This window comes from Bacillus cereus group sp. BfR-BA-01380 (assembly GCF_022663535.1).
GTDB classification, from domain to species: Bacteria; Bacillota; Bacilli; order Bacillales; family Bacillaceae_G; genus Bacillus_A; species Bacillus_A cereus_BB.
The window spans coordinates 1-20,150 of record NZ_JAKUFS010000003.1 but is presented as its reverse complement, the minus strand read 5'-3'; the positions used below and the strand labels follow the sequence as shown (position 1 = coordinate 20,150).

Here is a 20,150-nt window from a genome sequence, read left to right as displayed (position 1 = left end):
TCGTTAATGCGGGATAAACGATTAACTGAAATCTGTATTAAAATTGCAAGCCCCTCAATTTTATGAAGGGGCTTTTCTCATTAAATATGAATTAAAGTGGTAATACTTCTTCAAGATGTGTATTCAGCTCAAATACAAATCTATCAATATCCGGATTTTTTATTACATCATAGCAAGCGAAGCTCTTTAATGGTTTCATGCCGATGAATTCTTGTGTGCGGTGTAAATGACTAAGCGCTTCTTCTAAACTCTCTCCTCCAAAGAATTGTGCTGGATCGTTAAATGCTTGTTCCGGAGCATTCCATGTAGTTGAAAACATATAATGTTTGTCAGTTAATAAGCCGCCTCTTCCATATTGCTCAGATCCTTTGAAAAATAATCCATAAGCATACACTTCATCCATATATGTCTTCAGTAAACCGGGCACATTGAACCAATAAATAGGTGTTTGGAAGATGATAATATCAGCCCATAAAAACTTACTTTGTTCTTCCTGGATATTGTATCCGTTTTGAACGGCTGTTGTTTGGACATTGTTATTTGCACTTAATACATTCACTATGTTGTCTGTCAAAGTTTTATTTAGTGTTCCTTCTGCTGATCTGTAGGTTTGATGGCCGTTTATAATCAGTATATTTTTCATTGTAGTTTTCCCCTTTATTTTATAATGTGTTTCAATTAATTTTCCGGTACAACGCCGAGTTGTTGCATAAGTGTTAGATTATCTTCTAAGTGCCAATCTTCAATGATTTTTCCATCTTTCACTCGTAAAATATCGATCGCAAAGAAGTTAACAGCTTTGCCAGTTGGCTGTTTCTCTCCAAAATTCCCTTTATGTGTTCCAGTGAATGATAGACGAGCTGTTACTTTGTCCCCAGTTACTAGTAAATCCTCAATGTTACACTGTAAGTCGGGAACGGCTTTACGGAAATTGCTTGATGCAAATGTTAAGCCTTTTGGTCCTTGAGGACGCCCTTTTGGCAACGTGTTATCAAAAAAATTGTCTGTAATAGTTTGCGGGATTAGAGCGTCATTGCCAGTATTCCAAAATGCATAGAAGCGCTGCGCTGCATGAACCATCTCCGTAGCTTTTTGTTGATCCAATGAAGGATCGATTGTCATCGATTTAGGTTGAGGAAAATCCTTCAATAGTTGAATATCTTTCTTAGCTGGTGCAGCAGTCTTATATTCTGATGTTTGCGTATGACACGCTGTCATCATAATCATGACTCCGAAGATGCTTGCGATACTAGCTATGTTTTTCATAATCTTTTTTTGTAAGTTCATAATGGTCTCCTTTACTTTTTATATTTTTCTACTTTGTTGAGCGGTGAATGTACTCTCTTGTTTATCGAAAGACCAACTCAATAATGTAATGAAAAGCCCAGCGACGGTAACAAGAGCAGCAATCCATGGGACTGCATGAAGTCCCGGTCCATTGTCGATAATCCATCCGCCAAGGAAAGCACCGCCAGCATTCGCTAAGTTAAACGAACTAATATTCATAGCAGAAGCGATATTAGGTGATCCTTTCGCTTTTGTTAGTACACGGATTTGAAAAGCTGGAACGATTGCGAAGGATGCAAACCCCCAGACGAAAACCGTGATGACAGTAGCAACTTTAAACGAGCTCGTTACTGTGAATACCGCTAAAATGATAGCTAAAAATGCAAGCATACCAACGAGAGAAGGCATCAGCTTCCAATCGGACAATTTGCCGCCAATTGTATTCCCAAGTGTCATCCCAACGCCAAATACAAGCAGGATTGGAGTGACCGAGCTTGCACTGAATCCGGTAATACCCGTCAATATCGGAGTGATATACGTAAAAGCTGTAAATACACCGCCAAATCCAAGTACTGTCATAAGTAAAGCGAGTAATACTTGTTTATTACGGAGAACAAGAATTTCTTGGTAGAAATTTGAACTCTTCTCTTCACGGATATGTGGAACAAGTCCAATAATTCCAATAAGAGATACAATGCCAAGAAATGTTACAACCCAAAATGTTGCGCGCCATCCCCACATTTGTCCGATGAAAGTTCCAAGCGGCACGCCGAGAATATTGGCTAATGTAAGCCCAGCAAACATCATCGCAACGGCGCTCGCCTGTTTTTCACGAGGAACAAGGCGAGCCGCGACAATAGAGCCGACACCAAAAAATGTTCCATGTGCGAAAGAAGCAAGTATACGAGCAAACATTAAGACCGAATAGTTTGGAGAGATAGCTGCCAGTAAATTACCTCCGATAAAAATAAGCATCAATCCAAATAACAATTTTTTGCGAGGCAACTGTCCAGTGAACGCTGTAATAATTGGACCGCCAATGGCGACGCCTAGTGCATATCCAGTCACAAGTAATCCAGCTGCACTTAAGGAGACATGCAGGTCATTTGCGACATCGGGAAGAATACCCATGATGACAAATTCCGTTGTCCCAATAGCGAAGGCGCTTATTAAAAGGGCAAAAAGTGCTAGTGGAAATTTTCTTTGCTGATTTTTTGTACTCATTCATATCTCACCCCCTTATTTTGTAAATAGCGTTAGTCGCTAATGATATTGTATGTATAGTTGATTCCTTTTGGGAAGTAGTGATATTTATTTCATATAGTTACCGTAAAGATAGAATTGTGATAATATAAAGAAAATCAATTGAAAAAATTTTTAGGAGCGTGTTTCAATGAGTAACATGGAGCCAATCGAATTAACAAAGGGAACGCCGGGGCAAATTTGTCCCATTGCGAAAACACTTGATGTGATCGGGACAAAGTGGACGTTTTTAATTATTCGAGATCTTCTTATTGAAGGAACGATGCGATTTAGTGATTTGCAAAAATCAATGGATGGAATTAGCCCAAAAACGCTCTCGCTTCGTCTGAAGGAACTTGAAGTGCATGGAATTGTGGAAAGAACGGTATATCCAGAAGTTCCCCCGCGTGTTGAATACACATTAACAGAGAAGGGAAAACGTTTAGAACATATTTTCATTGAATTAAAGCGATTCGGATTAACGTTATAGAAGAAATAATTATTCCTGTTAGGAAAGGGAATATGTGTAAAGAAATATAATAATATGAAAAAGGGTGTTTTTTAATTAGCATCCTTTTTTTTATTGTCCATCATGTTATTTGGTGAAAGGAAGAATTTCTTAATAACAGGAGGAAAAAATGAAAAAAATTTTACTCGTGTTAGGAATTGTAATACTAGGATTGGTAGGATGGGTTTTCTATCAAAATTCTTATGATATGAAGCAAGAAGAAGTAACGATTCAAACGAAAGGAAATACATTACACGGTGTTGTCACTTTACCTAAAGAAAAAGAAAAGCCGGGATTAATTATTTTTGTTCATGGTGATGGACCTGTAAATGCAACATATGATGATGGTTATTTACCTTTATGGGAGGAATTAGCGAAAAAAGGATATGCTTCCCTAGCGTGGGATAAGCCTGGTATTGGAAAATCAACTGGAGATTGGCTAGATCAGTCGATGGAAGATCGCGCAAGTGAAGTAATCGAAGTGATTGAATGGGCAAAGAAACAACTTGATATAGATACTAAAAAAATAGGTTTATGGGGAGCGAGTCAAGGGGGATGGGTTGTCCCAAAAATAGCGAATGCTAGTGATGATGTTTCATTTAGTATTTTAGTGTCACCTGCGATTAATTGGATCGAACAAGGAAAGTATTATACAGAAAAAAGTATGACTCGTGCTGGTGCAACAAAAGAAGAAATCAATCAACGAATGAAAAACAATGAAAAAGTCCTAGAATTACTTTTGAAAAATAGTAATTATGAAGAATACCAAAATGTAACGAACGATAAAGGCGATATTTCTAAAGAAAGCTGGAATTTTATTAAAAAGAATGTAAATAGCGATGCAACAAAAGATCTCTCAGAAACAAAAAAGCCTGTTAAGTTAATTGTAGGTGGACGTGATGAAAATGTAGATGTCAAAAACACGATGGAAGTTTATAAAAAAGAAATACGGAAAGAGTTGTTAGCGGTATCTTATTTACCTGAAGCAAATCACTCTATGTTGAAACCGCAATATGTAAACTCGGAATTTGGCATGTTGGTGAAATACATTTTTGACCCAAGAGGGGTATTTGACGATAAATATGTGAAGTCGGTTAGTGAGTTTGTCGATAAAGTAAATAGATGATGTGAATACAAGTGGAAAAACGATTTCTCAAATTATATTTATCTAAAAATGCAAAATTGCATATTAATTATGCAAACCTAGCAAACTCAACACTTTAAAGGCTTATAGAAATAAAATTAGTGGTAATAATATGAATTATTTTACAATTTTAACAATTATCCACCTTTACACTATGTATATCTAAAAATATAATTATCTGTAAATTCAAATATTCTGTCTAATAAGAATAGAAACAAAGGAGAATGGAATATGAAAACAAAGAAACAAAGTTTAGCAGTTTTATTGTCAGCTGGTATTGTTGCCACATCAATTAGTTTACCGACATCTAGCTATGCAGCTACATCAAATAATGTGCTGTCTACAGAGAAGTATAATGAGGCTATCAAGTCTACAGAGTTTATTTCTGGACAGCTGACTACACCATCTTCAACAAAAACTGAGGATGTAGTATTTCGATATGTAGATGAAAATAAGGACAAATATAAACTAGGTATCAAAAGTGCTAAAGAATCATTTATTGTAAAGAAACAAGAAGATGATACGTTAGGAGCAAAAGTTGTTCGATTGCAACAAACATATAATGGTGTTCCAGTATGGGGATCTACACAAGTTGCACATGTTGATAATAAGGGAGTATTAACTGTTTTTTCAGGAACTGTTATTCCTGATTTAGACCAAAAATTACAACAACCAAATCAAAAAGTTTCTGCTAATGAAGCAGTGTCTCTTGCTGAAAAGGAACTAGGATTTAAACCAAACTATACTGTAGAACCAACATCTGAACTTGTAGTATATGCAAAAGATGACACAGTATCCTATGCATATCATGTTCATTTAGGATTTTTATCTCCACAACCAGGTAGTCATGATTATTTTATTGAAGCAGAGACTGGAAAAATCCTAGATCATATTGAAGTTTTACATGCAGCAAAAAATCCAAGAAATATTACTGGAACAGTAGCAACTGGGACGGGAAAAGATTCATTTGGAAATACCAAAAGCTTGAACCTCTTAAAATCTAATAATACTTATTATTTAGTAGATAAAACACGTGGACAGGGAATTTATACGTATGATGCACAAAATAAAGGAAGCGAAAATGACACTTCGGTCCTTCCAGGCGTCCTTTTTAATAATAGCACTAACAGTTTTATAAGCAAAAATGCACAAGCGGCTGTAGATGCTCATACTTATGCAGGAAAAGTATATGATTATTATAAAACGGTTCATGGAAGGAATTCTTATGATGGAAACGGTTCTAAAATTGTTTCAACTGTTCATTTTGGACAACAGTATGAAAATGCGTTTTGGGACCCAGAGCTAAAACAAATGGTATATGGAGATGGAGATGGCTCAACACGTTCATTTACAGCCGCAATTGATGCTGTTGGTCATGAACTAACACATGCGGTTACAGACTCATCATCCAATTTAATATATCAAAACGAATCTGGCGCACTTAATGAAGCAATGTCAGATATTTTCGGCACGTTAGTTGAATATTATAATAACTCAAATCCTGATTATTTAATTGGGGAAGATTTATTCTTCCAATCGGGACAAGCTCTTCGTTCTATGAGTGATCCAACACAATACGGTGATCCAGACCATTATTCTAAACGTTATACAGGAACGAATCAAAGCCAATTAGTACACACAAATAGTGGGATTATCAATAAAGCAGCGTATCTCATTGCAGAGGGTGGTACTCATTATGGAGTAACTGTAAATGGTATTGGCAAAGATAAAATGGGCAAAGTCTTTTATCGTGCAAATACTCAATATCTAACAGAATCGGCAACATTTTCTCAAGCAAGACAAGCCCTTGTACAGTCAGCCGCAGATTTATATGGAACGCAATCAGCTGAGGTTACCTCTGTAAACAAAGCGTTTGATGCTGTTGGTGTTAAATAATTTTTATTTAACATAAAAAGATCCCTGAAATAATAAAAAAGTTTCTATAGTGCTAAAAAACGATAATTTTGACCATCTATTCTCGTCTTACACCATTCATCTCTGAATTATTGTGTTTCCATCTTCAATGATTCTCCATAAAGAAGTTCATAACTTAAGGTTTTTGGTACTTGGGGGGATTAAAATTCCTTAGATTAATAGGCATGTATAGTGATAGAAGTAGATTCTTTATAAAAAACTTTCCAAAATGTAACTATGTGAATTAAATATCACTACTTCAAAAAAGGAAGTTTTGGGATTACAATAACCTCAGTAAAATAAAATAAAAAAACTGGGGGAAATGAACATGTTAAATAATAAAAAAATTGTCATTATCGGTGGTAGTTCTGGAATTGGTTTAGAAACAGCGAGACTAGCAATCATGCATGGTAGCGAGGTCATTATTGCTAGTCGTTCTGAGGAAAAACTGCAAAGAGCAAAGGATCAGTTAGGAGGAAACGTAACAATCCATGTGCTTGATACGACACAAGAACAACAAGTACAATCCTTTTTTAAACAAGTAGGTACAATTGATCATTTAGTTGTTACAGCAGCAGAAACATCTGGAGGCTCTTTTATCGATACAGATACAGCCGCAGCGCGTCAGCTATTCGAAAATAAATTTTGGGGACAATTTTATGCAGCGAAATATGGTGCACCGAACATTGCTGGTAATGGCTCCATCACTTTATTTTCCGGAGTTGTCGCTTATAAATCTATGATTGGATCGGCGACACTTGGTGCAGTCAATGCGGCTGTTTCTAACCTTGGTCAAACGTTAGCGCTAGAACTAGCCCCAATTCGCGTAAATGTTGTCTCACCAGGAATTATTGATACACCATCACGAAGCAAAATGGCAGAAGCAGCGCGTAACAAATTTTATACTGACTTAGGAAACAAACTTCCAGCAGGGCGAGTAGGAAAAGCTGAAGATGTGGCCCAAGCTGTACTATATGCCATGCAGAATGGGTTTGTTACAGGAACAGTTCTGCATGTTGAAGGTGGGCATACGTTAATCTAGTTTGTACTTAATAGAATGGAAGACGCTATTCTTTTTGAGAGAATAGCGTCTTCCGTTTTCCTAAATAAAATTTATATGTCTTTATAAAAGGTTTATTTTTATGGTTAGAATAAAATAACAGATAACATAGCTGTGCTCATGTTTGGTTTGTTATATCAAATCAAGATAGTGAAATGAACTTAACATTAGAGGAAGTTATGTTTATTTTTAAATATTCATCAGTTTAAGAAATAACTTCTGTTTATGTTATAGTCATAATAGTTTCCTTATTTCTTCTGCACTTAAACCTGTAAACTTCGCTATATCTTCTAATGGCATTCCATTCTTATGCATACCACGAATTAATTGTATTTTTCCTTGTTCGATGCCTTTTTCTAATCCTTCTTCCAATCCCTCTTCACGTGCGTGAGCCAATTTTGCTTGTTCATCTAAAAGTAATTTTTCGCGCGCTTCATATGCAAGGCGAAATGAAGAGTCATGACTCATGTTTTCCCATTTATTCATTGCTTTTTGTAAAATTGGATCTTGATTCATTGCAATCTCCTCCAATGTTTGAGTTAAGTATTCATCTTCATGTGCTGGTAATAATAACATCCAACGAACAAATGCACTTTTCCACGGATTAACTTTTTCTTCACGCCATTGTTTTACAAGTTTTGGAATCTCAACAAAATGAATTTCAATGTCATCACTTAATATTTTTTGTTCCTTTATACTCCATAGTTGTCCAACCTTATGAAAAGCTTCGTCATTAGAAAATAACATGAAGTCTAATAAATTAATTGTAATGGTCTTACGGAGTGAGCGATAAGGCATTCCTTCTTGCATTTGAGACGTATATAATTTGGACCAATAATATAAAGAGCGTTTAATCATATCATGTGTGTTACGAAGCTGAATTTCTATATTCACCTGTGTACCATTATCAAGCGTTGCCAATAAATCTAAAATGGATAACTTATCATCTTCATAAGCTTTATGAAGGTGAGGGTCTTCTAATTGTAGGGAGGTAATAGGAGAGTCTAAAGAATCTTCTAAAATGGCATTTAGAAATCCGATTAAAATTTCCTCATTCCCTTTCGTACCAAATAACTGCTTAAATGCAAAGTCGATTCGTAAATTTACTAATTTAGTGGACATAGGTTTCCTCCCCCTGTCATTTTTTCTTATTACTATTATTGTACAAGATAGGGTGTTTTTCATGCAATTTGGAAATTGAGTATATGTATTTAATAAGCGTAATAGTCTATTTTTGTTTTATCCGAGTATTGAATGATAAAAAACCTTCACCTTACTCCATTTCTCCTCCCACTTCTTTTTCTGTACACGTTCCACATATATATTTGCATATTCCTTCGCTTCCTCATAATAAGGAGTCGGTCTTAGTTCTAAGTTAATCACATCTTGCACGCCCCAAGGAGCAGCTAGTACAATTTCATCTTGTTCATTTAATTTTAAACCTAATGCTGTTGCTGTTTCTGGAAATTTTGATATAGCGTCTACTGAAGAAGAAAAGGGTGGCATGTTGCTAATGATGTGCATTCTTGCTTCGTTTTTTACAGACCAAGGTACATTTGGAAACATATTCAGTAGTTGTTGTTCGTATTTCTTTTCTGTGGATTCATCAATATTTTTAGCATCAAAATAAACAACATCAACATCTGGAAGGGGCGTTCTTTTTTCAACCCCGTGCAGAGTGTCCCATATTTTTGAACGGACAAACCCAGCGCATACCCACCAATCGGGTAATTGTAATTGTTTAGCAGTTTGTAATATATCCATCATCCATGGATCTTCTTTTACTAATCGGATGATGTCTTGTTCGTTTGTTAGTTTCATGGGTGTGCTCCCTTCTTTTTTTTATTATACTCTTCCATTCGCTTAAGTACATTTTATCCGTTCGGTCCAATTCAAAAGGAAGACGCGCGATTAGTTCTAAGCTATTGCCATCAGGGTCATTGAAATATATAGAGGCATGTGCTTGATTTGGAAATACGATAGGTTCAATAGGTTCCATTCCAAAATCTTTCCGCGCTTCCATTCCTTTTTTTTTTAGCCAGTCGATCGCATGTTCTAAGTCGTGTAAATCTACTTGAAAGGCGATATGTCTAAGAGAAGGATGATACTTTGTTTTGTATTCGTTTCCTTCCCAAAGCCCTAGCCAGCTTTGTCCTTCGATAATCCAAAAGAAAGCTACTGTTTCATCTTTTTTATATAGCTTTAAACCTAATGATTCATAGAATGAGATAGATGTTTCTAAGTTACTGACAGGAAGATGTGCTTCGTATAGTCCTTTAATCATGAAAATGGCTCCTTTTGTGTTTTATAGACTATTTTTTCTGAATTATATGATAACATAAAAGGAAAGGGGGATACAGAAAATGGAACATTTAAAAATTGGCGATATACAAGTAACATGGCTGCAGGGAGGAAATACACATTTAGACGGTGGGGCAATGTTTGGCGTTGTACCAAAAGTACTTTGGTCACGCAAATATAGTCATAACGATAAAAACCAAATTTATTTACGAACAGATCCATTATTACTGCAAACGAAAGATGGAAATATGCTTATCGATTCAGGGATGGGCAACAACAAAATGAATGAGAAGATGAAGAGAAATCAAGGAGTGACAGAAGAGTCATCAGTTGAACAATCGCTCGCTCAGCTTGGCTTAAAAGCGGAAGATATTCAGTATGTATGTATGACGCATCTTCATTTTGATCATGCTTCTGGTTTAACGAAATGGGAAGGTGAAAAGCTTGTTCCGGCGTTTCCAAATGCAAAAATATATGTATCACAAACAGAATGGGATGAAATGAGAAATCCGAATATCCGCTCACGTAATACATATTGGAAAGAAAATTGGGAACCAATTGTACATCAAGTACAAACATTTATGGAAGAAGTACGTATTACGGATGAAGTGCGAATGGTTCATACAGGCGGACATAGTGATGGACATGCGGTTGTCGTTGCACAAAGTAAAGATGAAACATTCCTTCACTTAGCAGATTTACTACCAACACATGCGCATCAAAATGTACTGTGGGTTATGGCGTATGATGATTATCCGATGACGTCTATTGAAAATAAACAAAAGTGGATGAAATATGGGATAGAAAAGAAAGCATGGTTTACATTCTATCATGATGCTTATTACCGTGCAGTGAAGTGGGATGAAGAGGGACATATGGTTGGAAAAATAGAACGACAAGAAGTGATGAATGAAGTGTAATCACACTTGAAAGTTGTTTTGTACTGCAAACCATAACGAAAGGAGATTCGTGATGAAGGGGTTTTTTATCGAGAAATGTATAGAATTTTGTATTTGCATCCTTGTTATTATAGTTATTAGTTATGTACCGTTTGTTTTTTTGTGGAACACTTCCCTTAGTTTTACTACCTTTTTACAAAGGCTGTTTACAGCAGAGACTGCTATTAATAACCCTATAGTTATACGCCAGGCCCCTTTTTGGGACGTAATTTGGGGGCCATATATGTATTCTGGTACTATTTTACTAGTATCTACTTTTTTAACAGTTTTCATTGCTACGTGTCTATCCTTTGGCTATGTACTGTCGTCTTTGAAAGTGAAAAAAGCAATTGAGCGATGTTTAGTGCTGATCGAATCAATTCCAGATTTGTTATTAATTTTTATGCTACAAATATTTTTTGTTTGGTTATATAAACAAACAGGAGTCAATTTCGTAAATATTTACGCATTCGGTAGTAAACAAGCTTATTTCTTACCGATTGTGACGATGAGCCTTGTACCTGCTCTTCACTTTTTCCGTATTATGGTTTTATTTTTATTAGATGAACAGAATAAGCCGTATGTAGAGTTTGCACGTGCAAAGGGGTTAAGTAGAAAATATATTTTATTTGTTCATTTGTTTCGAAATGTAATCTATCATCTATTTAATCATTTGCAATCTACTTTTCTAGTTATGGTTTCAAGTTTGCTGCTTGTAGAGGCTGCTTTCAATATTAATGGATATATGTCTTTTATTTTAAAGCCATTTGTATTACAACCTGTCACGTTAGCGTGGTGGATCTTTTTATTGTTCCTTCCATTTTATGCTGTATTTACTCTTGCTCAATTCCAAATAAAGCGTACGACAGGGGGACTTGTAAATGAAAAATAGTATGTTCCGTTCGAAACGTTTTTGGATCGGTTTTTCTTTTTTTGGAGGGCTTGTGTTAGCTAGTTTTTTATTCACATGGTACGGAAAGGATTTGTATTCCCAGACGCAAGTGTTACTAAAAGATGCTGACGGTAATGTTTCACAAAGTGCACCGTTCAATCCTTTGGTGATGCCCCCATTCGGATCGGATAGGAGTGGATATAACTTATTCTTTAAACTTATTACTGGCGCAAAGTTTACGATCTTATTTGTGTTTGGAATTTGTTTCATTCAATTGCTAGTTGGAACTTTATTAGGGGGGTTATTAGCATATACACCATCTCCGGTACAAAAGTTCATTGAAAAAGTATGTAAGGTGTATTTCTATGTTCCGACAGTTGTTTTAGTTATTTTGTTCATGATGCCGCTAATGGTCAAAAGCGAACAGACAGGTTTTCAGGAATCTATTGTTATTAAGCAATTTCTCATTCTTTGTATTCTTACATTGCCAAATCTCATTCTTTACATTAGCCAAGAGATTAACCTTTTTATGAAAAAAGACTATATAACAAGTTCCATTGTGCTCGGTGCTCAAAAATTTCATGTGTTTCAAAAACATATTTGGCTCTCTTTGAAAGAAATTCTCGTCATTCTTTTTCTCCAACAAGCTGTTCAGCTATTTACGCTGCTTATACATATGGGCTTTTTTCAAGTATTGATTGGTGGAAGAAAAATGGTGAAGGATCATCTCGGAGAGCCCCCTACTGCGCTTTCCCTTACAAACGAGTGGTCGGGATTAATCGGATTGACCAAAAATGAATTATTAACAGCACCGTGGATTATATTGGCGCCATTAGTAGCTTTTACAATATCAATTTTTATTTTAAATTTTATGGTTCAAGGAATAAAGGAACGGCTCAATACGAGGTCTATGCCTATTCCGCAGAAAAACCAAGATTCAGCAGTTGAGGAAAAGAAAGCAGTGATGCATGCGGATAAATTTCGGTTTGCGAATATGACGCCGCTGTACAAAGGGGAAGAGCGTTCGTATGAATAAAAGTATCGGTCTCTGTTGACTGATACTTTTTCATGTTTTGATAATAAATCTGAAAATATAGACATTTAAATACGGATGTTTTATAGTAGTTAATATAATAACTACTATTAGGAGGACTTATGGAAGAGAAAGCAATTATCGAATTGCAAAAACATGGATTTTCAAAATACGAATGTAAGGCTTACATCGGTTTATTGAAATCACCCGCAATCACTGGTTATGAATTAAGTAAGCGTTCCGGTGTTCCGCGCTCCATGATTTATGAGGTATTAGGAAAATTACTTGATAAAGGAGCAATTCAAACCGTTCCTTCTGATCCGATTGTTTACAAACCTGTTGAACCAAAGCTATTGCTTGCTCGCCTGAAAGAAGAGATGGATGCGTCATTAGAAGTGCTAGGATCGTCTCTTACGACGTTAGAAAGTGATCAAAAGATAGATGTTGTCACGAGAATTGTTCAATATGAACATATTGTTCAAGAAATGCTTTCAATGATTCGAGGTGCAAACAAAGAACTTTGGTTATCGATTTGGTCTCCTATTGTGAAAGACATTGAAAAAGCTGTTCGAGAGAAAGAAGGATCGATTCCCATTTTTACAGTTTTATTTGGAGCTGAAGATAAGACGCTGGGACACACATATCATCATAACTACATGGCTCCAGATATTGTGAGCAAGCGCATGGGTGGGTATTTGACGATTCTTGTTCGAGATGAGGAAGAAGCTCTGATTGCTAAGTTTAGCGACAGAGGTTCAGAGTGGGCTGTAAAGTCAACTGATCCTGCGCTCGTTCTAATTGCTACCGAATACATCCGGCACGACATTATGGTAGAAGAAATTACAACTGCGTTCGGTCCTGAAAAGCTAGATGAGCTATGGAAGAAAAGAGAAGATTTAATTCATGTCATGACAGGGAAAAACAGCTTAGCGTAAAGTGAAACTTCCATCAGTGGGGGCTTCATCCCCCACCTATCTTCTTCGTTTCTCTCTCAATCTTGAGGTGGGGGTCTTACTGCCCGTTAATGCGGGATAAAGCTGTTTTTTTCGCACAAAACAATAGTCGTTATAACTATGACTACTTTAGGGGGGGTTACATGTACGCGAAATTAAAATTTGTCGCCTCTATGGCTATCTTTGGTTCAATCGGTCTATTTTCGATCAAAACAGGCCTCCCATCGATTGAATTGGTCTTTGTACGATGTCTTTGTGCAAGTATTCTGTTAGGGGGAATATGGCTTTTTCGTACATTTACAACGAAACAGGAAAATTTTATTCCGCGCCAGGAGTATGTGCTTGCCTTACTATGTGGTTTGTTCCTTATTATAAACTGGGTCTTTTTCTTTCGGTCCATTGAAGTCATGCCCATTACTGTAGCGATATCGATTTATCATTTAGCACCTGTTATTGTGCTTCTTTTAGGTTCTGTTATCTTTAAAGAAAAAATAACAGGAACAGGTTTGGTCTTTTTCTTTATTTGTTTTGTAGGTACATTGTTAGTTGGAGGGATTCATCAACATACAAGTGTTGCTGAATTTTTATCCACAGGTGTACTGTGGGCATTTGCGGCAGCACTTTTCTATGCGCTTACTTCCATTACAGGAAAGGGAATTCAAACACTGAGCCCGTTATTAACAACGGTTATTCAAACGAGTCTTGGTGTTGTCTTATTGATTCCATTTGTAGATTGGTCAAAATTTATGCATCTTACCGTTGAAAATTGGCTTTATATCCTTGTGACAGGATTTATTCATACCGGATTTGTGTTTTATTTGTTCTTTAGTAGTTTACGAGAATTAAAGGCTCAAACAATTGCGATTTTAGTCTTCGTTGATCCGATTGTCGCAATCTTACTGGATGTTACGATTTTGCATTACCGTCCTGATATGTATCAGCTTCTCGGCATTTTTCTCGTGTTTGCGGGGATGAGTTATTCTCCGAAAAAAGAACGACAATTAGCAAAAGCTTAAATTGTATAAAAAACAAATTGCTCCTCAATTTGAATACAATCAATTTACTCGTGACTTTTTCGCAGATCCAAACAATAAAGGGAAAACTCGTAAAGAAGCGATTGAGGCTTGGAATAACATTAAGAAACTCCCTGGAAGTAACAAATATACGTCTAATCATTCCTAAGCGAAGCATTTGCTGAACAAGTCAAATGCTTCGCTTCGTTTTTTTACTATCAAAGCGAATCGTCGTTGTCTCTATTTGTCGAAAGATTCACCTGTAAAGTATTTGGAAAATTGTTATAATAATCCCCAAGCTATCTTGTTTTTAATAGGAAGATAGCAAAAAAATGAAAGCGTTTTAATGAGTAGGAGGGGAAAGATGTCGTGTATATGACCATCGGGAAACTACTGGAAGTAACAACTGGGAATTATTCAAATAAGGAAGCGATTATTGAGTCTGAAAAACAGATTCGCTGGACGTATGCAGAGTGGAATGAACAGGTAAATAAACTCGCTCATGCGTTCCAACAAAGCGGGATTCGAAAAGGTGACTGCGTTTCGGCGTTTCTTTTTAATGGTAGCCTACTAGCGACGACGTGTTTTGCTTGTGCCAAAATAGGAGTTATATTTAACCCCATCAACTTTCGATTAAAACCACAAGAACTTACCTATATATTAGAAGATGCTTCTCCTAAAATCGTACTTTTTGAACAGCAACTATCCTCTCAAGTACAAAGCATTCATACACAATTTCCTCACATTCAGTTTTGGTACATTGATCAAAATAAGCCATCATTTTCTGTTTCATATGAAGAAAAAGTAGCAAATGCTACGCCGCATTTTGAAAAAGTAGAAGTCAATGAAGATGACATTTGTTCCATTATGTATACGAGTGGTACGACAGGTCAGCCAAAGGGTGTGCTTCATCGTCATAGGGAGATTATTGATCAAAGTTTAATGGGCGTTGCTTATTTGCATTACACGGAAAATAGCCGCGGCCTTGTAACAGCGCCGATGTTTCATTGTGCGGAGCTTCATTGTTGTTTTATTCCGAGAGTACATAGCGGTGCGACAAATATCATTCTTCATCATTTTGATGCAAAGCTTGTCTTGGAGACGATTCAAAATGAAAAGGTGACGGTGATGTTTGCTGCACCGACAATGTGGAATATGCTGCTGCAGGAAGATTTATCACAGTATGATTTATCATCACTTCAATACGGCTTATACGGAGCGGCTTCGATGGCACCTGCGCTCGTAAAAGCTTGTGATGAAAAGTTGAATGTTTCGTTAGTACAAGCTTACGGAATGACAGAGATGGGACCGGCCGTTACATTTTTACGCGAGCATGAGCAGCTTGCGAAAGTTGGTTCGGCAGGAAAGGCTGCCTATAATCATGAAATTCGCATTGTCCGCCCGAACGATGATGGATCGTCTGAGCCGGATGATGTGTTACCTCCATATGAAATTGGAGAAATTATTATGAGAGGCTCATGTGTGATGGCGGGGTATCACAACAAGCAAGAAGAGACGGAAAAGGCCTTATATAAAGGATGGTATCATTCAGGAGATTTAGGTTATGTAGATAGGGATGGATATTTATATGTAGCCGATCGTGTTGATGATATGGTCGTGAGCGGCGGAGAGAATATTTATCCGCGCGAGATAGAGGACTTTTTGTATACGCATGAAGGTGTGTTAGATGTTGCAGTGTTGGGGGAGAAGGATGACCTGTGGGGACAGCGCGTTGTTGCGTACGTTGTTTCAAAGGACGCATCGCTTACAGAAGAAATGTTAGATGAATATTGTAAACAAAGCGATAAACTTGCTGATTATAAACGCCCACGTAGGTATGTATTTACGGAGCAGCTGCCGAGAAATGCGAGCGGGAAAATTCAAAAGTTTATTTTACGTAATCAAGGGACAGAGGTGAAAAAAATACGATGAAGCATGCCTATTTAGAGGAGGAGCATCACATTTTCCGTGATGCTTTCCGTAAATTTTTAGAAAAGGAAGCGTATCCGCATTATAGCCAATGGGAGAAAGACGGTATCATTCCGCGGTCCTTCTGGAGAAAGATGGGGGGGAATGGGTTTCTTTGTCCAATGGTAGAAGAGAAGTACAGCGGAGCTGAAGCTGATTTCGGATACTCAGTTGTCATAAATGAAGAACTAGAAAAGGTTGGTTCAAGTTTAGTAGGAATCGGTTTACATAATGATATTGTCGTTCCATATTTGACGGCATATGGAACAGAAGAGCAAAAGAAACGATGGCTTCCAAAATGTGCGAGCGGTGAATATATTGCCGCCATTGCGATGACAGAGCCAGGAGCAGGTTCTGATTTAGCTAATACTCGTACAATGGCACGCAAAGAAGGCGATCATTATGTTGTGAACGGCGAAAAAACATTTATTACAAATGGTATTCATGCGGATTTAGTCATTGTTGTTTGTAAGACAGATCCCACTGTAAAGCCAGCGCATAAAGGGATTAGTTTACTCGTTTTAGAAAGAGGAATGGAGGGGTTCAAGAGAGGGAAAAAACTCGAAAAAGTTGGATTACATAGCCAAGATACAGCGGAACTCATTTTTGAAGATGTGAAAGTTCCTGCCTCTAATTTGTTAGGGAAAGAAGGAAAAGGTTTCTACTATTTAATGGAGAAATTACAGCAAGAACGCCTCATTGTTGCAATTGCGGCGATAACAGCGGCGGAAGTGATGCTGCGTTTAACAAAGGACTATGTAAAAGAACGAAAAGCATTTGGGAAGAGCATTAGTGATTTTCAAACTGTCCAATTTAGGCTTGCCGAAATGTATACAGAAATTGAGATTGGCCGCACGTTTGTGAATGAATGTATTGCAGCGCATATGCAAGGCGAAAATATTGTGAAGAAAGTATCGATGGCAAAGTGGTGGATAACAGATATTGCGAAGAAAGTAGCGGCAGAGTGTATGCAATTGCACGGCGGGTATGGATATATGGAAGAATACGAAATTGCAAGAAGATATCGAGATATTCCAGTAAGCGCGATTTATGCGGGGACAAATGAAATTATGAAAAATATTATTGCGAAAAGTATGGGGTTGTAATGAAAGGGGAGGAAAATGATGATTCAAAATATTGCGGTGATCGGTGCGGGGATTATGGGAAGCGGTATTGTTCAGGCATTAGCGATGGGCGGAAAGTGTGTGAAAATGTATGATGTGTCAGAAGAAAGTATACAAAAAGCATGCAAGGGGATTACAGCAAGCCTAGAACGTTTTGTGAAAGCTGGGCGGACGAGCGAAGAAGAGAAAGAGCAAGTGCTTGCGAATATCGTGTCTACTATAACGCTAGAGGAAGCATGTAAAGATGTAGAGCTTATCATTGAAGCTGCTCCTGAAAATTTACAGTTAAAAAAAGAGATTTTTAAACAGCTAGATCGCTATGCTTCCGAGTCGACTATTCTTGCGACAAATACATCTGAATTAAGTGTAACGGCGATTGCAAGTGCGACAAATCGCTCAGAGAAAGTGTTAGGGATGCATTGGTTTAATCCAGCACCTGTTATGAAATTGATTGAAATTGTGAGAGGAGTTGATACAGCGGAACATACAATACAAATAGTAAAGGATTTAGCAGAAGATATTGGAAAAGAAACGGTTGTTGTGAAAGACATGCAAGGGTTTGTAACTTCAAGAGCGATTGCGGTGCATTTGTTAGAGTGCATGCGTATGTATGAAGAAGGGATAGGAAGCAAAGAGGAAATTGATAAAGCGATTAAATTAGGCCTGAACTATCCGATGGGGCCGTTTGAGTTAGCGGATTATGTTGGATTAGATACGATGTTATTTGCAAGCCAGGGTTTAAGTGAAGCGTTTGGTGATAGATTCCGCGCTCCGCAGACACTTGTGAAACTTGTAGAGGCAGGACATCTTGGGAGGAAAACGGGAAAAGGGTTTTATAATTATGAAAAAGGGAAAGTGGGCGAAAGAAGATGAACAGAGAAGTTGTAATTGTTGAAGCTGTACGTACGCCAGTTGGAAAAAGAAACGGTGCGTTTCGTGAACTCCATCCAGTGCAACTTGCAGCAGTTGCATTGGATGAAGTGACGAAGCGTGCCAATATAGAAAAAGGAATGGTAGAAGATATTGTCATGGGTTGTGTGACACAAATTGCTGAACAAGGTTTTAATATTGGTAGACTTGCTGCTTTAGAAGCAAATTTTCCGATTACTGTTCCTGCTGTAACGATTAACCGTCTTTGCGGTTCAGGGCAACAAGCAATCCATTTTGCAGCGCAAGAAATTAAATCTGGTGATATGGACATTACCATTGCTGCTGGTGTTGAGCATATGACGAAAGTGCCAATTTTAAGCGATGGCAATGCAAATACAATTCCGAGTAGTCTTCATGCAAAATATGAATTTGTACATCAAGGTGTATCAGCAGAAATGATTGCTGAAAAATATGGAATTACAAGAGAGCAGCTAGATAGCTACGCTTATGAAAGTCATCAGCGCGCACTACAGGCAATAGAAGCAGGATACTTTAAGCGTGAAATTACCCCAGTAAATGGGATAGATAAAGAAGGCAATGCAATACTCGTTACAAATGATGAAGGACCAAGAGCAGACACTTCTCTTGAAGCATTGGCAAATTTAAGGACTGTATTTAAAGAGAATGGATTGATTACAGCAGGGAATGCGAGTCAAATTAGTGATGGAGCAGCGGCCATTTTGTTAATGGATAGCGAAAAAGCGAAAGAGTTAGGGCTTAAAGCACGAGCGCGGATTGTGAATCAAGTTGTTGTTGGTTCAGATCCTACAACGATGCTGGACGGCGTCATTCCAGCGACGAAAAAAGTATTGCAAAAAGCAAACTTAACAATTCATGATATGGACGTAGTCGAAATTAACGAAGCGTTTGCTTCCGTTGTTCTTGCATGGCAAAAAGAACTGGAAGCAGATTTACATAAAGTAAATGTGAACGGCGGTGCCATCGCATTAGGACATCCGCTCGGAGCAACAGGCGTGAAGTTGATGACATCCCTGCTTCATGAACTAGAAAGAAGAAACGGAAAATACGGCTTACTTACAATTTGTATCGGGCACGGGATGTCAACAGCGACAATTATTGAAAGAATATAACAAAGGGTATAGAAATGATGTAAATCGTATCCGAATTAGTAGACCAAATCACGATTCGATTTGGTCTTTTAAAATGATTGCGTAACGATTTAAACATACGAAATCGACAAGAAGACTATGGAAATATTCTTGTGAAGGAGCATTATATTGAAACATATATCATTAAAAACGATCGATAAGAGTAATTGGGAAGATGCGATTCAATTATCAGTGAATCAAGAACAACAACCATTTATCGCTTCCAATTTGTATTCAATTGCAGAAGTGCAGTTTCTAGACAATTTCTATGCAAAAGGAATATATCTTGATAACGAAATCGTAGGCTTTACTATGTTTGGAATAGACTGCGACGATAATAATTATTGGATTTACAGACTGATGGTTGATAAAAGATTCCAGGGAAGAGGAATAGGAGTACATGCTATAAAATTGGTTATTGAAGAAATAAGAAGAATGAATGATATAAATATTCCACTTATTATGATTGGATATCATCCTGAAAATCTTGCAGCAAAATTTGCTTATCAAAAGGCAGGTTTTATGGAGACGGAATTATCATCTTGGGGTGAACAATTAGCGAAGTTCTGTTTATCCCGCATTAACGGGCAGTAATACTCCCACCTCAAAATTTGGCGAAAGCGTTGTCCAGTTCCAGTGGCTAGAATGTTCGGTGGCTTCGCTTCTTCCTACGAGGTAAAAAACACCTCTACGTCAGAAGCTCCATCCCCCTCACATTCTGGGCGAGCCACTTC

Annotated in this window: 19 protein-coding genes and 2 pseudogenes; 15 read left to right on the top strand and 6 right to left on the bottom strand. The window is 37.3% G+C overall.

What is annotated here, in order from left to right; genetic code table 11:
* Positions 1 to 91: 91 nt before the first annotated feature.
* From MR076_RS03450 to MR076_RS03440, 3 genes are read right to left on the bottom strand one after another with little or no spacing between them, the layout of a single operon-like run.
* Positions 92 to 643 (bottom strand): NAD(P)H-dependent oxidoreductase, encoded by a 552-nt coding sequence (locus MR076_RS03450; RefSeq protein WP_242217620.1) that lies wholly within the window; start codon positions 641 to 643, stop codon positions 92 to 94.
* 35 nt (positions 644 to 678) lie between these two features.
* Complete coding sequence (locus MR076_RS03445) at positions 679 to 1,266, bottom strand: ester cyclase (protein WP_396021651.1); 588 nt, start codon at positions 1,264 to 1,266, stop codon at positions 679 to 681.
* A gap of 39 nt (positions 1,267 to 1,305) precedes the next feature.
* On the bottom strand, positions 1,306 to 2,511 hold the full coding sequence (locus MR076_RS03440; RefSeq protein WP_242217618.1) for an MFS transporter: 1,206 nt from the start codon (positions 2,509 to 2,511) through the stop codon (positions 1,306 to 1,308).
* 169 nt (positions 2,512 to 2,680) lie between these two features.
* On the opposite strand from MR076_RS03440, the gene MR076_RS03435 reads away from it, so the two are divergent.
* The 4 genes from MR076_RS03435 (at position 2,681) to MR076_RS03420 (ending at position 7,137) form a co-directional block, all read left to right on the top strand.
* On the top strand, positions 2,681 to 3,019 hold the full coding sequence (locus MR076_RS03435) for a winged helix-turn-helix transcriptional regulator (protein ID WP_090918864.1): 339 nt from the start codon (positions 2,681 to 2,683) through the stop codon (positions 3,017 to 3,019).
* Positions 3,020 to 3,167: 148 nt separating this feature from the next.
* Positions 3,168 to 4,163 carry an alpha/beta hydrolase family protein gene (locus MR076_RS03430; protein WP_242217616.1) on the top strand — a complete coding sequence of 332 codons (996 nt, stop codon included), beginning with the start codon at positions 3,168 to 3,170 and terminating at the stop codon, positions 4,161 to 4,163.
* Positions 4,164 to 4,412: 249 nt separating this feature from the next.
* Positions 4,413 to 6,077 (top strand): M4 family metallopeptidase, encoded by a 1,665-nt coding sequence (locus MR076_RS03425; RefSeq protein WP_242217614.1) that lies wholly within the window; start codon positions 4,413 to 4,415, stop codon positions 6,075 to 6,077.
* A gap of 346 nt (positions 6,078 to 6,423) precedes the next feature.
* Positions 6,424 to 7,137: an SDR family oxidoreductase gene (locus tag MR076_RS03420; protein ID WP_242217612.1), complete on the top strand. Its 714-nt coding sequence runs from the start codon at positions 6,424 to 6,426 to the stop codon at positions 7,135 to 7,137.
* 252 nt (positions 7,138 to 7,389) lie between these two features.
* Here the strand turns inward: MR076_RS03420 and MR076_RS03415 are convergent, their stop codons facing one another.
* The 3 genes and pseudogenes from MR076_RS03415 to MR076_RS03405 all read right to left on the bottom strand — a co-directional run.
* Complete coding sequence (locus MR076_RS03415; RefSeq protein WP_242217610.1) at positions 7,390 to 8,277, bottom strand: Rpn family recombination-promoting nuclease/putative transposase; 888 nt, start codon at positions 8,275 to 8,277, stop codon at positions 7,390 to 7,392.
* Between the two features lie 117 nt (positions 8,278 to 8,394).
* Positions 8,395 to 8,976, bottom strand: a complete 582-nt coding sequence (locus MR076_RS03410) for a nucleotidyltransferase family protein (RefSeq protein ID WP_242217607.1) — start codon at positions 8,974 to 8,976, stop codon at positions 8,395 to 8,397.
* Between the two features lie 4 nt (positions 8,977 to 8,980).
* Positions 8,981 to 9,439, bottom strand: a pseudogene (locus MR076_RS03405) (VOC family protein); the annotation flags it as partial.
* 79 nt (positions 9,440 to 9,518) lie between these two features.
* Between MR076_RS03405 and MR076_RS03400 the strand changes: the two are divergent.
* The 11 genes and pseudogenes from MR076_RS03400 (at position 9,519) to MR076_RS03350 (ending at position 20,010) form a co-directional block, all read left to right on the top strand.
* Complete coding sequence (locus tag MR076_RS03400) at positions 9,519 to 10,376, top strand: YtnP family quorum-quenching lactonase (protein WP_242217605.1); 858 nt, start codon at positions 9,519 to 9,521, stop codon at positions 10,374 to 10,376.
* Between the two features lie 262 nt (positions 10,377 to 10,638).
* On the top strand, positions 10,639 to 11,286 hold the full coding sequence (locus MR076_RS03395) for an ABC transporter permease subunit (RefSeq protein ID WP_242217604.1): 648 nt from the start codon (positions 10,639 to 10,641) through the stop codon (positions 11,284 to 11,286).
* Complete coding sequence (locus MR076_RS03390; RefSeq protein WP_242217602.1) at positions 11,276 to 12,322, top strand: ABC transporter permease subunit; 1,047 nt, start codon at positions 11,276 to 11,278, stop codon at positions 12,320 to 12,322. Before MR076_RS03395 ends, MR076_RS03390 begins: the two co-directional genes overlap by 11 nt.
* Positions 12,323 to 12,441: 119 nt before the next feature.
* A complete protein-coding gene (locus MR076_RS03385; RefSeq protein ID WP_242217599.1) occupies positions 12,442 to 13,254 on the top strand; it encodes a TrmB family transcriptional regulator in 813 nt (270 codons plus the stop codon).
* Positions 13,255 to 13,415: 161 nt separating this feature from the next.
* A complete protein-coding gene (locus tag MR076_RS03380) occupies positions 13,416 to 14,288 on the top strand; it encodes a DMT family transporter (RefSeq protein WP_242217596.1) in 873 nt (290 codons plus the stop codon).
* A gap of 4 nt (positions 14,289 to 14,292) precedes the next feature.
* A pseudogene (locus MR076_RS03375) lies at positions 14,293 to 14,454 on the top strand (DUF6434 domain-containing protein); the annotation flags it as partial.
* A gap of 200 nt (positions 14,455 to 14,654) precedes the next feature.
* Positions 14,655 to 16,217 (top strand): fatty acid--CoA ligase, encoded by a 1,563-nt coding sequence (locus MR076_RS03370; RefSeq protein ID WP_242217594.1) that lies wholly within the window; start codon positions 14,655 to 14,657, stop codon positions 16,215 to 16,217.
* Positions 16,214 to 17,359, top strand: a complete 1,146-nt coding sequence (locus tag MR076_RS03365; protein ID WP_242217592.1) for an acyl-CoA dehydrogenase family protein — start codon at positions 16,214 to 16,216, stop codon at positions 17,357 to 17,359. Before MR076_RS03370 ends, MR076_RS03365 begins: the two co-directional genes overlap by 4 nt.
* An 18-nt stretch (positions 17,360 to 17,377) precedes the next feature.
* A complete protein-coding gene (locus MR076_RS03360; protein WP_242217590.1) occupies positions 17,378 to 18,250 on the top strand; it encodes a 3-hydroxyacyl-CoA dehydrogenase family protein in 873 nt (290 codons plus the stop codon).
* The gene (locus MR076_RS03355; protein ID WP_242217588.1) at positions 18,247 to 19,398 is read left to right on the top strand and encodes a thiolase family protein; all 1,152 of its coding nucleotides are present in this window, start codon (positions 18,247 to 18,249) and stop codon (positions 19,396 to 19,398) included. Before MR076_RS03360 ends, MR076_RS03355 begins: the two co-directional genes overlap by 4 nt.
* A gap of 147 nt (positions 19,399 to 19,545) precedes the next feature.
* Positions 19,546 to 20,010, top strand: a complete 465-nt coding sequence (locus tag MR076_RS03350) for a GNAT family N-acetyltransferase (RefSeq protein ID WP_242217586.1) — start codon at positions 19,546 to 19,548, stop codon at positions 20,008 to 20,010.
* Positions 20,011 to 20,150 lie beyond the last annotated feature (140 nt).

What these genes read in the sequence shown, in the direction of transcription:
- MR076_RS03445 (WP_396021651.1), bottom strand. Translation starts at nt 1,266, where the DNA reads ATGAAAAACATAGCTAGTATCGCAAGCATCTTCGGAGTCATGATTATG.
- MR076_RS03360 (WP_242217590.1), top strand. Translation starts at nt 17,378, where the DNA reads ATGATTCAAAATATTGCGGTGATCGGTGCGGGGATTATGGGAAGCGGT.
- MR076_RS03420 (WP_242217612.1), top strand. Translation starts at nt 6,424, where the DNA reads ATGTTAAATAATAAAAAAATTGTCATTATCGGTGGTAGTTCTGGAATT.
- MR076_RS03450 (WP_242217620.1), bottom strand. Translation starts at nt 643, where the DNA reads ATGAAAAATATACTGATTATAAACGGCCATCAAACCTACAGATCAGCA.
- MR076_RS03440 (WP_242217618.1), bottom strand. Translation starts at nt 2,511, where the DNA reads ATGAGTACAAAAAATCAGCAAAGAAAATTTCCACTAGCACTTTTTGCC.
- MR076_RS03435 (WP_090918864.1), top strand. Translation starts at nt 2,681, where the DNA reads ATGAGTAACATGGAGCCAATCGAATTAACAAAGGGAACGCCGGGGCAA.
- MR076_RS03355 (WP_242217588.1), top strand. Translation starts at nt 18,247, where the DNA reads ATGAACAGAGAAGTTGTAATTGTTGAAGCTGTACGTACGCCAGTTGGA.
- MR076_RS03415 (WP_242217610.1), bottom strand. Translation starts at nt 8,277, where the DNA reads ATGTCCACTAAATTAGTAAATTTACGAATCGACTTTGCATTTAAGCAG.
- MR076_RS03400 (WP_242217605.1), top strand. Translation starts at nt 9,519, where the DNA reads ATGGAACATTTAAAAATTGGCGATATACAAGTAACATGGCTGCAGGGA.
- MR076_RS03390 (WP_242217602.1), top strand. Translation starts at nt 11,276, where the DNA reads ATGAAAAATAGTATGTTCCGTTCGAAACGTTTTTGGATCGGTTTTTCT.
- MR076_RS03425 (WP_242217614.1), top strand. Translation starts at nt 4,413, where the DNA reads ATGAAAACAAAGAAACAAAGTTTAGCAGTTTTATTGTCAGCTGGTATT.
- MR076_RS03430 (WP_242217616.1), top strand. Translation starts at nt 3,168, where the DNA reads ATGAAAAAAATTTTACTCGTGTTAGGAATTGTAATACTAGGATTGGTA.
- MR076_RS03365 (WP_242217592.1), top strand. Translation starts at nt 16,214, where the DNA reads ATGAAGCATGCCTATTTAGAGGAGGAGCATCACATTTTCCGTGATGCT.
- MR076_RS03410 (WP_242217607.1), bottom strand. Translation starts at nt 8,976, where the DNA reads ATGAAACTAACAAACGAACAAGACATCATCCGATTAGTAAAAGAAGAT.
- MR076_RS03395 (WP_242217604.1), top strand. Translation starts at nt 10,639, where the DNA reads ATGTATTCTGGTACTATTTTACTAGTATCTACTTTTTTAACAGTTTTC.
- MR076_RS03385 (WP_242217599.1), top strand. Translation starts at nt 12,442, where the DNA reads ATGGAAGAGAAAGCAATTATCGAATTGCAAAAACATGGATTTTCAAAA.
- MR076_RS03380 (WP_242217596.1), top strand. Translation starts at nt 13,416, where the DNA reads ATGTACGCGAAATTAAAATTTGTCGCCTCTATGGCTATCTTTGGTTCA.